11 protein-coding genes are annotated in these 13,163 nt (G+C 47.6%); 9 read left to right on the top strand and 2 right to left on the bottom strand.

The features are described from left to right. Positions 1 to 98 precede the first annotated feature (98 nt). The 8 genes from trhO to RQM65_RS09825 all read left to right on the top strand — a co-directional run bounded on the left by trhO (position 99) and on the right by RQM65_RS09825 (position 10,123). Positions 99 to 1,130 (top strand): oxygen-dependent tRNA uridine(34) hydroxylase TrhO, encoded by a 1,032-nt coding sequence (gene trhO, locus RQM65_RS09790; protein WP_314014575.1) that lies wholly within the window; start codon positions 99 to 101, stop codon positions 1,128 to 1,130. A gap of 272 nt (positions 1,131 to 1,402) precedes the next feature. Then, positions 1,403 to 2,668, top strand: a complete 1,266-nt coding sequence (locus RQM65_RS09795) for a PSP1 domain-containing protein (RefSeq protein WP_314014577.1) — start codon at positions 1,403 to 1,405, stop codon at positions 2,666 to 2,668. Further along, positions 2,661 to 3,146 (top strand): gliding motility lipoprotein GldH, encoded by a 486-nt coding sequence (locus RQM65_RS09800; RefSeq protein ID WP_314014579.1) that lies wholly within the window; start codon positions 2,661 to 2,663, stop codon positions 3,144 to 3,146. The genes RQM65_RS09795 and RQM65_RS09800 overlap by 8 nt, the downstream gene beginning before the upstream one ends. A 338-nt stretch (positions 3,147 to 3,484) precedes the next feature. Continuing rightward, entirely contained in the window at positions 3,485 to 5,830 is a 2,346-nt protein-coding gene (locus RQM65_RS09805; protein WP_314014581.1) for a penicillin-binding protein 1A, read from the top strand. 546 nt (positions 5,831 to 6,376) lie between these two features. Further along, positions 6,377 to 7,078 carry a CoA transferase subunit A gene (locus tag RQM65_RS09810; protein WP_314014582.1) on the top strand — a complete coding sequence of 234 codons (702 nt, stop codon included), beginning with the start codon at positions 6,377 to 6,379 and terminating at the stop codon, positions 7,076 to 7,078. Between the two features lie 70 nt (positions 7,079 to 7,148). Continuing rightward, complete coding sequence (locus RQM65_RS09815) at positions 7,149 to 7,805, top strand: CoA transferase subunit B (RefSeq protein ID WP_314014584.1); 657 nt, start codon at positions 7,149 to 7,151, stop codon at positions 7,803 to 7,805. Positions 7,806 to 8,425: 620 nt separating this feature from the next. Further along, complete coding sequence (locus tag RQM65_RS09820; protein WP_314014585.1) at positions 8,426 to 8,959, top strand: GNAT family N-acetyltransferase; 534 nt, start codon at positions 8,426 to 8,428, stop codon at positions 8,957 to 8,959. A gap of 12 nt (positions 8,960 to 8,971) precedes the next feature. Continuing rightward, positions 8,972 to 10,123 carry a serine hydrolase domain-containing protein gene (locus RQM65_RS09825; protein WP_314014587.1) on the top strand — a complete coding sequence of 384 codons (1,152 nt, stop codon included), beginning with the start codon at positions 8,972 to 8,974 and terminating at the stop codon, positions 10,121 to 10,123. A gap of 195 nt (positions 10,124 to 10,318) precedes the next feature. Here RQM65_RS09825 and RQM65_RS09830 read toward each other — a convergent pair whose 3' ends face one another. Then, on the bottom strand, positions 10,319 to 11,476 hold the full coding sequence (locus RQM65_RS09830) for a methionine aminotransferase (RefSeq protein WP_314014589.1): 1,158 nt from the start codon (positions 11,474 to 11,476) through the stop codon (positions 10,319 to 10,321). 99 nt (positions 11,477 to 11,575) lie between these two features. Here RQM65_RS09830 and RQM65_RS09835 point away from each other — a divergent pair, with 99 nt between their 5' ends. Beyond that, complete coding sequence (locus RQM65_RS09835) at positions 11,576 to 12,085, top strand: acyl-CoA thioesterase (protein ID WP_314014591.1); 510 nt, start codon at positions 11,576 to 11,578, stop codon at positions 12,083 to 12,085. A 136-nt stretch (positions 12,086 to 12,221) separates the two neighbouring features. On the opposite strand, the gene RQM65_RS09840 is transcribed toward RQM65_RS09835, so the two are convergent. Next, the gene (locus RQM65_RS09840) at positions 12,222 to 13,058 is read right to left on the bottom strand and encodes an aldo/keto reductase (RefSeq protein WP_314014593.1); all 837 of its coding nucleotides are present in this window, start codon (positions 13,056 to 13,058) and stop codon (positions 12,222 to 12,224) included. Positions 13,059 to 13,163: the final 105 nt, after the last annotated feature.

The following is a 13,163-nucleotide window of genomic DNA, read 5'->3' on the forward strand; positions in this document are numbered from 1 at the left end:
GATAGTCACGTTAGGATACTTCCTTCCTATCCAAAAATCCGGGGATTCCCTTATCTTTGCAGCCAAAATAATTCTTCAAACTTAACTATTGGTATAGCATGCAACTGTACAATACCCTAAGTGCGAAGGAAAGAGCCGCTTTGATCGGCGAAGCGGGGCAGGAACGTCTGACTATCTCTTTCTATAAATACGCACACATTGGAAATCCAAGACTATTCCGGAACCATCTTTTTGTCCGATGGAACGAGCTCGATGTGCTCGGACGTATCTATGTCGCCCACGAGGGTATCAACGCTCAATTATCCGTCCCCGCCGACAACTTCGAGGCATTTAAGGACCATTTGGATAGTATATCTTTTTTGGAAGGCGTACGGTTGAACATCGCTATTGAACAAGACAATCTGTCTTTTTTGAAATTGAAGGTGAAAGTGCGTAAAAAAATCGTAGCGGACGGGCTGAACGATGCCAGCTTCGATGTTACCGACAAGGGAGTCCATGTGAACGCCGAAGCCTTTAACGCGCTGATCGACGACCCCGAGACTATCTTGGTCGATATGCGCAACCACTACGAAAGCGAAATCGGACATTTTAAGAATGCCATCACCCCCGATGTAGACACGTTTCGTGATTCGTTGGATAGTATTGAAAACGACTTGGCCGATCATAAGGAGGATAAAAAACTGGTGATGTACTGTACCGGCGGTATCCGATGTGAAAAAGCGAGCGCCTATTACAAGTATAAAGGTTTTAAGCAGGTGTACCAACTTGAGGGCGGTATCATTGATTATGCTCGCCAAGTGGAAGCAGGGAAGCTTGAAAACAAGTTCTTGGGTAAAAATTTCGTATTCGACCACCGCCGCAGTGAACGTATTACCGATGACGTTATCGCCCATTGCCACCAATGCGGAAAGCCTTGCGATACCCATGTCAATTGCGCCAATGAAGCCTGCCATTTACTGTTCATCCAGTGCGAAAGCTGTGCCCGGCAGATGGACGATTGCTGTTCGAAGGGGTGTAAGGAGATCCATAACCTACCCTACGAGGAGCAAAAAAGACTGCGGAGGGGTAAAGGGGCCAGCAATAAGATTTTCAAGAAAGGACGTTCGCCGGTGTTGAAATTTAAATCGTAGGAAGCCAATTTGCCCCTACGTGGGTTTAGGTCTCGAAACAGAAAAACCTATTTTTTTTGGCCATTGGGTTGCGATCGATCAAAGTTTGAGTAGCCTCTTGATGTGTTCAGGCCTAGTACTGAGCCTTGCCAAACTTGTGGACGGCCACGAAAGAGCAATTGAACCACGGGGCCTTTTTCGAAGGGCGTCAAAATTTCATTACCTTTACTTTCAAGTAAATTAAGAACCATATCGCAAAAACCGAACGGTATTTTGCGACCAAGATATAACATATGAGCTGTAGTAGTTGTTCGACCGGGAAGGACGGACAGCCTCGAGGATGCAAGAACAACGGAACTTGTGGTACCGATGGTTGTAATAAGTTAACGGTCTTTGATTGGCTTTCGAACATGTCGCTCCCCAACGGTACCAAGCCGTTCGACTGTGTTGAGGTCCGATTCAAAAACAGTAGAAAAGAATTTTTTAGGAACACTGAAAACCTTTCCCTTTCCATTGGCGATATTGTTGCCACCGAAGCGAAATCGGGACATGATGTGGGCATGGTCACCTTGGTGGGGGAGCTTGTCAAGGTACAGATGAAACGGAAAAAGACCGATTTCAAGAACGGCGAAATGCCCAAAGTCTACCGAAAGGCATCCCAGAACGATATCGATAGATGGCAAAAATGCCGGGATAGGGAAGAGGAAATCAAGAAACGGGCGCGGGAAATTGCCATTATCCTCAACCTACAAATGAAGATTTCGGATGTGGAGTTTCAGGGCGATGGCTCGAAGGCCACTTTTTATTACACGGCCGAAGAGCGGGTAGACTTCAGGCAGTTGATCAAGGACATGGCCAAGGCCTTTGGCATACGGATCGAGATGCGACAGATCGGTTATCGGCAAGAGGCCCAGCGGCTGGGCGGCATCGGGTCTTGCGGCCGTGAATTGTGTTGTTCCACCTGGTTGACCGACTTTAGGTCAGTCTCCACCTCAGCGGCCCGTTATCAGCAATTATCCTTGAATCCCCAAAAGTTGGCCGGACAATGTGGCAAGCTTAAATGCTGTCTAAATTATGAGTTGGATACCTATTTGGAAGCCCTAAAGGATTTCCCTTCCACCGATACTAAGATATATACCGAAAAGGGACTCGCATTCTGCCAAAAGACCGATATTTTTAAGGGAATACTTTGGTTCTCGTATAGAGACGATCCTTCAAACTGGCACGAGCTGACCAAGGAACAGGTCAAGGAAATCCTATCAAAGAACAAAAAGAAGGAAAAAGTAGCCAGCTTGGAGGAATACACCGTTGACAACTTCGTTAAGCAAGAAGAAAAGGTTTTTGAGAATGCAGTAGGGCAGGATAGCCTGACCCGTTTTGACCGCCCTAAGCGATCTAAAAGCCGGAACCGTAAACGAAATAAGGGGAAAAAGCGTTCTGGAAACCGCGGCAGCGGTCATAAAAATCAAAAAGATAGCAAAGCACGTACCAACACTAAAGGAAAGGGCGCCAAAGGAAAACCGACAAATAACAAAAGAAGAAGGCCGAAAAATGCGTAACGTATTGTTTATTCTATTCTTCGCTGCAGTCATGCTCGCCTGCAATGACAGTTTGGTGAAATCAGAATATCAAGCTACCGACGACGGAGCCTGGAACCAAGGGAACATCATCACGTTCAGCTTTGCTGAAATGGATACCGTTCAAGAACATGATATGTTTATTAACGTTCGCAACGATGCCACATTTGCGTACAGCAACTTGTTTCTAATTACCGAATTGGAGTTTCCCACGGGTGAAACCCTAAAGGATACCCTTCAGTATCAAATGGCGCTACCCGATGGCACTTGGTTGGGCAAGGGGCTTGGAGGGATGAAGGAAAACAAATTGTGGTACAAAGAAAACATCGTTTTTCCCACTTCGGGCGTATATAAATTACGGATATCACAAGCGATGCGAAAAAACGGTAAAGTTGAAGGAATCGTCAACTTACAGGGTATTACCGATGTAGGATACCAAATCGAGAAAAGTGGGGAATAGGCTTTTACCGGGGGCTATCAGCTGCTGTCAAGAGTTTCCATACCTTCAAAACAGCGGGATAATCGTGACGGGATGCTGGCTATTTTAAACTATTTTTGCATTCGCACGTTGGCATACAATAAAAGTTTTGAATTTCCTGTTATTAAAAGCGATAGAATACCTCGGGAACCATATGCAAGCTGCGTTGAAATTTTGCAGAGGTATTTGGGGGTAATTCGGTCCTAACGGGCGGTAAAAACCGCTATCGAATAGATGTTTTAAAATTTTTTGAGCCCCCAGCCTAGGTTCGGCATTTGTTTTGAAGCACACTTTTTAAATAATCAGTAATTTCCTCCATAATGGCAAAGAAAGCCGCTAAAAAGAAAAAGAATAAGGGATTCTTTAAATTCATCAAATGGTTTTGGATACTGTTCGGTGTCGGCATCCTGTCCTTTGTACTTCTCTTTGCATTCGCTTCATGGGGCGTTTTCGGTCCGATGCCGGAGTACGAATACCTCGAGAACCCCCAGACCAATCTGGCCACAGAAATCATTTCGTCAGACGGTAAGACGCTGGGCAAATTCTATTTGGACGACAACCGTACCCCCGTACCTTTCGATAGCCTTCCCAGCAATCTGGTCAACGCCTTGATTGCTACGGAGGATGCGCGTTTTTATGGCCATTCGGGAATAGATGCGTTCGGGGTAATGCGGGCGGTTGGTTATTTGGGCACCAAAGGTGGGGCAAGTACGATTACCCAGCAACTGGCACGCCAGCTCTTTGTGGGCGTACGGTCCAAGAATAAATTTGAGACCCTCAAGCAAAAAGCGATGGAATGGGTGCTCGCCACGCGTTTGGAAAGGCAGTACACCAAAGAGGAGATAATCGCCATGTACCTCAATCAGTACGATTTTCTCAACAATGCGGACGGCATCCGATCGGCGGCAAAAATCTATTTTGGCAAGGAACCCCAAGAACTCAAGCCCGAAGAATCCGCGGTCTTGGTGGGGATGCTTAAAAACTCATCCTATTACAATCCCCTACGAAGGGAAGAACTGGTGACCAACCGCAGAAATACCGTGTTGGGCCAAATGGCGAAGTACGACTACATCACGGAACAGGAAAAAGACTCGTTGCAAAATTTGAAAATGGCCATCCGCTATAATCCGGAATCCCACAAGGAAGGGCTGGCTACCTACTTCAGAATGTATTTGCAGGGCTTTATGAACCAGTGGATATCCAAAAATCCCAAACCCGCCGTGGAAGGGGCTCGTGATCGATGGAATATCTATTTGGATGGCCTAAAGATTTACACCACCGTAGATTCACGTATGCAGGCCAATGCGGAGAATGCGGTGCAAAAACATATGGCCAACCTCCAGGAGGAATTCTTCCATCAGAACACGCCCGATCGAAATCCGACGGCCCCGTTTTTGGAACTTTCCGAGCCCGAAACCGAACTGATCATGCAACGCGCCATGAAAAATTCCCCGCGCTGGAGAAAAATGAAGGCCGAAGGGAAATCTGAGGAGGATATCCGCGAATCCTTTACCAAGGAAACCGAAATGACCGTCTTTGACTGGAACAGCGACGCCCGGGAAAAAGACACCATCATGACCCCGATGGATTCCATCCGTTATTACAAGACCTTTCTCCGGGCCGCCATGATGTCCATGGAGCCCCAAACCGGCCATGTCAAGGCCTGGGTGGGCGGCATTGATTATCGCCACTTTCAATACGACAACGTTATTCAAGGTGCGCGACAGGCAGGTTCTACCTTTAAGCCTTTCGTTTACGCCGCGGCCATCGACCAACTGCGCTTGTCGCCCTGCGATAAGTTTCCCGATACCCAATACTGTATCGAGGCCGGGAAGCATGGCAATCCAGAGCCATGGTGTCCCAAAAATGCTGTCGGACAATATTCAGGAAACATGTACACCCTGAAAGACGGCTTGGCCAACTCGGTCAATACCATTACGGCACAATTAATCGATAGGGTGGGTCCGCGCTCGGTAGTGTCCATTGTCGAAAACCTGGGATTGACCCGGGAAATCCCCGAAGTGCCTTCCATAGCCTTGGGTACGCCCGATTTTAACGTATATGAAATGGTGGGCGCCTATGGTACATTCGCCAATCAAGGGGTGTATGTTAAACCGGTCATGGTGACCCGCATCGAAGATAAAAATGGTACCGTGCTCTATGAATACGTGCCGGAGACCAACGACGTGTTGAGCAAAGACGTAGCTTACGCCATGATCAATTTGATGGAAGGGGTGACCGAAGGCGGCTCTGGAACCCGTCTACGGCATTCGTCCCAAGAAAACACGACGGTCTATAAAGAAATTATCACGGGTTACCCCTATAATTTCACCAACCCCATTGCCGGAAAGACCGGCACCACCCAGAACCAAAGTGATGGCTGGTTCATGGGCATGGTACCGAACCTGGTCACGGGCGTATGGGTAGGAGGCGAAGATCGGTCCATCCATTTTCCGACGATTACCTACGGACAGGGTGCAGCTATGGCCCTGCCGATCTGGGCGCTTTATATGAAGGCCAACTATGAGAATAAAGATTTGGGGGTTTCCGACGGGGAGTTTAAAGAACCCGACGATATGTCGATTAACCTCGATTGCGATAAACAGGCCGAGGAAGAACCCAAGGCTACCGATGTGGAAGAGGACCTTGATGATCTGGATTTCTGATTTGCAGATTGTTCGAAACGCGATAGGCCGATTATATCCGCTAACGTGTTCATAGGCGTTGTCTATCTATTCCAGGAGCTTTTTGAGCTTATCGAGATCCTGTCTCGTATCCAACAAGGTAATAACTTCTTTCTCTTCCCGCTCAAAATGAATTCTGTAGAAAAGAGTTGCCTGTTTTGTAACCACATCCCGAACTCGTTTAGACTTTTTGTTCGAATCCGATCCCGAAAGCTTTCGGGAGGCTTTTGTGCGCTAATCAAGGCTTTTTTGAGCAGCATATAGCTACGCTGCGATAAAAAGGCAAATCAGGGTGCAAAATATGAAATTTGCAGGTAAAAGGGAAAGTCTGAACGAGTGCACTTATAAATTCCGTCGAACTCCATAAATTTGGGCAACTTTCGTCACGGATGCCCCATCAATTTGACTAAAGGCCGAAGCGACAAAACCTTACCTTCTGTTCCTGCCCGAGTTTGTCGTGTTCTCGTTTTAAATTCGTATTTTAGGAGAAAGCGATGTCCTATTGTAGGAGATTAAATTTACAAGATTATGATTAAAAAGACGGTAGAGAATGTTCAAGAGGCCCTAAACGGCGTAAGCGACGGGATGACCTTTATGCTGGGTGGATTCGGATTGTGCGGTATTCCGGAGAACGCTATTTCAGAATTGGTGCGTTTGAACATTAAGGATATTACCTGTATCTCGAACAACGCCGGGGTCGATGATTTCGGCTTGGGCCTGCTGTTGCAAAAGCATCAGATAAAAAAGATGATTGCATCATATGTGGGAGAGAACAAGGAGTTCGAACGTCAAATGTTGAATGGGGAAATGGAGGTAGAGTTGACCCCACAGGGCACCTTGGCCCAAAAATGTCAGGCCGCTCAGGGCGGTTTTCCCGCCTTCTATACGCCGGCCGGGTACGGAACCGAAGTTTCCCAAGGTAAGGAGACCCGGGAATTCAACGGGAAGATGTACGTGCTGGAGGAAGCTTTTAAGGCCGATTACTCTTTCGTTAAGGCCTGGAAAGGCGACGAGGCCGGTAACCTAATCTTCAAGGGCACTGCGCGGAACTTCAATCCCTGTATGTGTGGATCTGCGGATATTACGGTAGCCGAGGTGGAAGAATTGGTCCCTGCCGGGGAACTGGATCCGAACCAGATCCATATTCCGGGGATCTTCGTACAACGCATTTTTGAGGGGAAAGATTACGAGAAAAGAATTGAACAAAGAACGGTTCGGAAGCGGGACTGATTTGAAAATTGACACCATCAAGCGAAGTAAATTTTCAAATTAACATATCTTCAAATTTTCAAATCGAATTATGTTAGACAAGAACGGAATAGCGAAAAGAATCGCAAAGGAAGTAAAAGACGGGTACTACGTTAACCTCGGTATCGGCATTCCGACCTTGGTCGCTAATTTTGTGCGCGACGATATCGATGTAGAGTTCCAAAGTGAGAACGGAATATTGGGCATGGGGCCATTTCCTTTGGATGGCGAAGAAGACGCCGACCTTATCAACGCAGGGAAACAGACCATTACCGCGCTACCCGGCGCCTCGTTTTTTGATTCGGCCACTAGCTTTGGTATGATCAGGGGCCAGCACGTCGACCTTACAATCCTGGGTGCTATGGAAGTGGCCGAAAATGGCGATATCGCGAACTGGAAAATTCCCGGTAAAATGGTGAAAGGAATGGGCGGGGCAATGGATTTGGTAGCCTCGGCAGAGAATATTATTGTTGCCATGATGCACACCAATCGGTCCGGCGGCTCAAAACTGTTGAAAAGATGCACCCTACCTCTTACGGGCGTGGGCTGCGTAACCAAAATCGTCACCAATCTTGCGGTACTGGAGGTTGCCGAACAAGGATTTCTGCTCAGGGAACGGGCCCCAGGTGTTAGTGTTGAAGAAATTAAGAATGCCACGGAGGGCAAGTTGGTGATCGAAGATGATATGATTCCGGAAATGGAAATCTAAAAAATACAAGTTCTAATCCTTAGGTCCCGACCCTGAATTTTGTTTTTAATCCTGAAACCTCCCGGCAATTGTCAAGCCCACTGATAGTGAAGGGGTCCCCTTTCGTTTTTTGGTCAAATTCAATAGCAGCTTGCCTACGCCCCTGCAGTTCATCGACGAAATGCACCGTTCACATTTTTCACAACACTATTGGGCCGCTTCACAACAATAGTTTTCTTTAGTTCCGACACGGATGTACATTTACAGTGCTATTAATCGAATACCTGACATAATAAACCTGCTGGCAGGCAAATCGGATCCTGAACTAAACCTACAAGACTATGGAAGCCCAAATGAACCATCCCCAAGAAGAGATTCAAGTGTACAAAAACGATTTTATCAGTGGAATCGTCATGCTGACCAAAAAATTATTTATGCTATAGATGAACTTAACCTATTTAAACTTACGCTGAAAAATTGCGGCCTTCCCCCAAAGGCCGTTTTTTTTTGTCCTCTTTCCATGCTCGGCAGTCCTTTTTAGGCCTGCACCCATGGGGCAAAGTCTAAAATTCTCCTTTTCCCCTAGGTCCACAATCCGTGGAGCCTGTCTTTTTACCTATTTTTGACTTGACGGAAAGGAAATGGATTTACACCTGCAGCCATGTACTGATAGCGATCTGGAATTACTTGTTCGTATTTCTAAGACCACCTTTATCGATGCCTTCGAAAAAGACAACGATCCCAATGACTTTAAGTCCTACCTCGCTTTTGCCTTTGACAGAAACAGATTGCTGAAAGAACTCGAGGATCAGGACACCACATTTTATTTTGTCTATTGCGGTTCCGAGTTGGTCGGATACCTCAAACTAAACGAAAACCAGGCCCAGACCGATATTAAATCCGATGAGAGTATGGAGCTGGAGCGTATTTATGTGCTTCAAGCTTTTCAGGGACGACGCATCGGGAAATGGATGCTTGATGAGGCAAAAAAGATCGCAACTGGTAAACGAATGGCCTTTCTGTGGCTGGGCGTTTGGGAAAAGAATCCGCGAGCCATCAAATTCTACCAAAGGCACGGCTTCACAAAATTCGGGACCCATCCCTACTACATTGGAAAAGACCGGCAAACGGATTGGTTGATGCGGGTCGATTTGCGTAACTTCGACTCTGAATAAATTCCGACCGCAATGAAATCCGTACTATTCGCGACCCTGTTGGTACTTGGCTCAATTACGGCCGTTGCCCAAACCTTTTATTTTCCTCAAAGAAATGCCGACTGGGAGCAGCGGCCTCCGGGAGATTTTAAAATCGATGCTGAAGCGCTTGAGAATGCCGTAAGATTTGCCGAGACCAATGAATATTCTGGCTCCCGTGACCTACGGATCGCCATTGTAAAGGGATTTGAAAGGGAGCCTTTCCACGAGATTTTGGGTCCGACCAAAAAGCGCGGTGGACCTGCGGGAATTATCCTAAAGAATGGATACGTTATTGCCCAATGGGGCGATACAAAACGGGTCGATATGACCTTTAGCGTCACCAAGAGTTTTCTATCCACCGTTGCCGGTCTCGCGGTCGACCAAAACCTGATCGCCGACACCGGCGACAGGGTGGTCAATTATATTTGGGACGGTACCTTTGGTGGGGAACACAACAGCAAAATCACTTGGGAACATCTACTACAGCAAAACTCCGACTGGTCCGGTGAACTTTGGGGCGGGAAAGACTGGGCCGACAGACCGCCCAGGGAGGGCGGAATCGATGATTGGAAATTCCGAAAGTTGAACCAACCGGGCACTGTCATGGAGTATAATGACGTGCGCGTCAATGTGCTGGCCTATGCCTTGACCCATGTCTGGCGCAAACCGCTGCCCGTGGTCCTCAAAGAAAATTTGATGGAGAAAATCGGCGCTTCTACCACGTGGCGTTGGCACGGTTACGAACATGCCTGGACGGAAATTGACGGACTACGGATGAAATCGGTTACGGGAGGAGGGCATTCCGGCGCGGGAATCTTTATCAACACCGAAGACATGGCACGATTCGGGCTGTTGTTTTTAAACAAGGGCAGGTGGAAAAGCGAACAGATCGTCAGTAGTTCTTGGATTCAAGCCGCCCTTGAACCTTCCAAACCTAATGTGAACTACGGGTATATGTGGTGGTTGAACAAAAAAGGCGACCGCCATTGGGACGGACTTTCTGAAGACATTTATTACGCGGCCGGTTTCGGCGGTAATTTTATAGTTATTGATGGGGAAAACGACCTTGTTATCGTGACGCGCTGGCTGGAACCCGACCAGATAGGGGAGTTTGTAGAAAAAGTGCACGCTGCGTTGAAGTGAAACGATTATGTAAACCAACACTGACCAGCACATTGTCATCATCTCTTTTGCCGGACGGTTTTAAACATTGTGGCCGATTCGACCGATTTATTCGGTATTCGTCGGCATAGCGTATTGATCAAGAACTTTGACAGGACTACACCTTAGGGCGATAGGATTGTATGAAACGACCTTGTTCCCAGCATCTACGAATCACTACAATCTCCTCAAAATTTCGGTCGCTTGTTCCAGTGTTTCCTGTTTTTTCGCGAAACAGAAACGCAACACCTTGTCGTCACGATGGTTTACATTAAAGGAAGAAATGGGAATACTGGCCAGCTTGTGGTCAACGATCAAACGTTCAGCCAGAGCTTCATCGGCCTCATCGGCCATCGCCGTATAATCCAACAATTGAAAATAAGTGCCTTGGGACCGGGTGAACTTGAACTTGGAATCCTTCAATCCCTCTAAAAAGAAATCCCGTTTTTGTTGGTAGAAGGCGTTGAGGTCCAGATAACGCCGTTCGTCGGACAGATATTCGGCCAAGGCCCGCTGTACAGGGTGGTCGACACAGAACACGGCGAACTGGTGTATTTGTCGGAATTCGTGCATAAGTGCGGCAGGAGCGACGCAGTAGCCTATTTTCCATCCGGTGACGTGAAAGGTTTTTCCGAATGAGGCACAGACAAAACTCCGGGAGGCCAGGTCGGCGAAGCGGGAGGCGCTTTGATGCTCCTTGCCATCGAACACGATGTGTTCATAAACTTCGTCGCTAACCAAGATAATATCAGTCGGGCGAAGTATATCCTGTAATTGCAACATATCATCCTTCGAAAAAATCCTTCCGCTGGGATTGTGGGGTGAATTGATAACAACCATGCGCGTCTTGGGCGTGATTTTGTTTCGGAATGCATCCCAATCTACTTGATAGCCGTCGGCATCCAGCTGTAACGGCACGGGAATGCCACCATTGCTTTTTATGGCCGGTTCGTAGCAATCATAGGCGGGTTTCAATACGATGACCTCGTCACCAGGATGCACGAAGGCCGTAATGGCCGTATAGATGGCCTGAGTCGCCCCGACGGTTATCGTGATTTCGCTTTCGGGATGGTAGCGCGGTCCGTGGAGTTTTTCGATTTTTTGAGAAATGATTTCCCGCAATCGGTAATAGCCTTGCATCGGGGCGTATTGGTTGTGGCCTTCCTGCATGGCTTTTGTGACCAGCTTCATCAGGTGGGTGTCTACCTCAAAGTTCGGAAAGCCCTGCGACAGGTCCAAGGCACCATGTTTTCGGGCGAGATTGCCGACGGTCGTAAAAATGGTGGTCTTTACGTTCGGAAGTTTTGAGGGAATATTTCTAAGGGATGGGCGCATACCCAAAACTACAAAAATTAAGGGTCGCGGAGCTTCGGGAAATAAAAAGGTACTTACTTTCGGAGGTGAGTTAAGTATATTTGCGGAAAACAATCAGCTATGCAAGCTAAAAGACCCAGTGAATCCCGGACTGTAATGACCGATATGGTGCTCCCCAGCGAGACCAATCCCATCAACAACTTGTTCGGGGGCGAACTGTTGGCGCGAATGGATCGTGCCGCGAGTATCGCTGCCCGCCGGCATAGCCGGAGGATTACGGTCACCGCCTCCGTCAACCACGTGGCCTTTAACGAATCGGTGCCCGTAGGTAGTGTGCTAACGGTGGAAGCGGTAGTGTCAAGGGCATTCCGAACCTCGATGGAGGTCTATATCGATGTGTGGATGGAAGATCGCTTTAGCGGCGAACGTTCCAAGGCCAACGAGGCTATATATACCTTTGTTGCGGTTGACGAAAACGGCAGGCCCACCGAAGTGCCACCCCTCGAACCGGAAAACGAACAGGAAAAGCAACGCTATGTAGGTGCACTACGGCGAAAGCAATTGAGCTTGGTGCTAGCGGGCAAGATGAACCCGCAAGAGGCTACCGAGCTCAAGGCATTGTTCACGTGAAAGACTGTTTTTAATGGCGTGATCATAATTTTACAGTTCATTCAAAACGGTCTCAAAAATCATCTGCCATTTACGGATGCCATCGTTGTGCCCTGGGCTGGGGAAGATTTTTAAAAGTAATACCCCGTCCAACCACCTAAAGATCGAAATTATCCGGATCGGCACCGGTACGATGGTGACGGTCCAGTCCATTCAGATACAACATATCCTCTTTCGAGAGCTCAAAATCGAAGATGTCGGCGTTTTGTTCGATACGGTTTTTGTGAACGGACTTCGGAATCGCCACCACTCCTTTTTGCAAATTCCATCGCAGGATGATCTGGGCGGACGATTTTCCGTATTTTTCCTCTAAGTCCGAGGTAATATCCAAATCGAACAATTCGCCCTGCATAAAAGGAGACCAAGATTCATACTGAATGTTTTCGGTGTCACAGAAATCGATAAGCTCCTGCTGTACCAAATACGGATGGAATTCCATTTGGTTGACCATTGGGGCGGTTTGTGCCACTTTTAGCACATCTTCAAGATGGTGTTGTAAAAAATTACTGACCCCAATGGCCCGGACCCGCTTATCCTTATATAATTTTTCAAGGGCCCGCCATGTATCCTTGTACTTTCCCTCGACCGGCCAGTGAATCAAATAGAGGTCGAGGTAATCCAACCCCAATCGGTCCATGCTGGCATCGAATGCTTTCAGGGAGCTTTCATAGCCCTGATCGGAATTCCATACCTTGCTGGTCACAAAAATGTCATCACGCGCGACATTACTTTGGGAGATGGCTTTTCCAACGCCCTTTTCGTTGTGATAGACCGCCGCGGTATCGATATGCCGATAGCCGGTTTCCAATGCATGTAGCACCGCTTCGACCACCTCGTCGTCGTTATCGGCTTGATAGGTGCCAAGGCCTAGATAGGGCATTTCTACACCGTTGTGCAGCTTAAATGTTCCGTTGATGTCCGTAATATTTTTCATATGTATTTAAATTAAGAGGATTCTAGTCAGTTTCGTTTTCGGTAATGCCGGAAAATACGTGAAAGTCAAAAAACTTAGGTTCGGTATCGATACAAAGGATGGCGC

The organism is Pricia mediterranea (assembly GCF_032248455.1).
Classification (GTDB): Bacteria; Bacteroidota; Bacteroidia; order Flavobacteriales; family Flavobacteriaceae; genus Pricia; species Pricia mediterranea.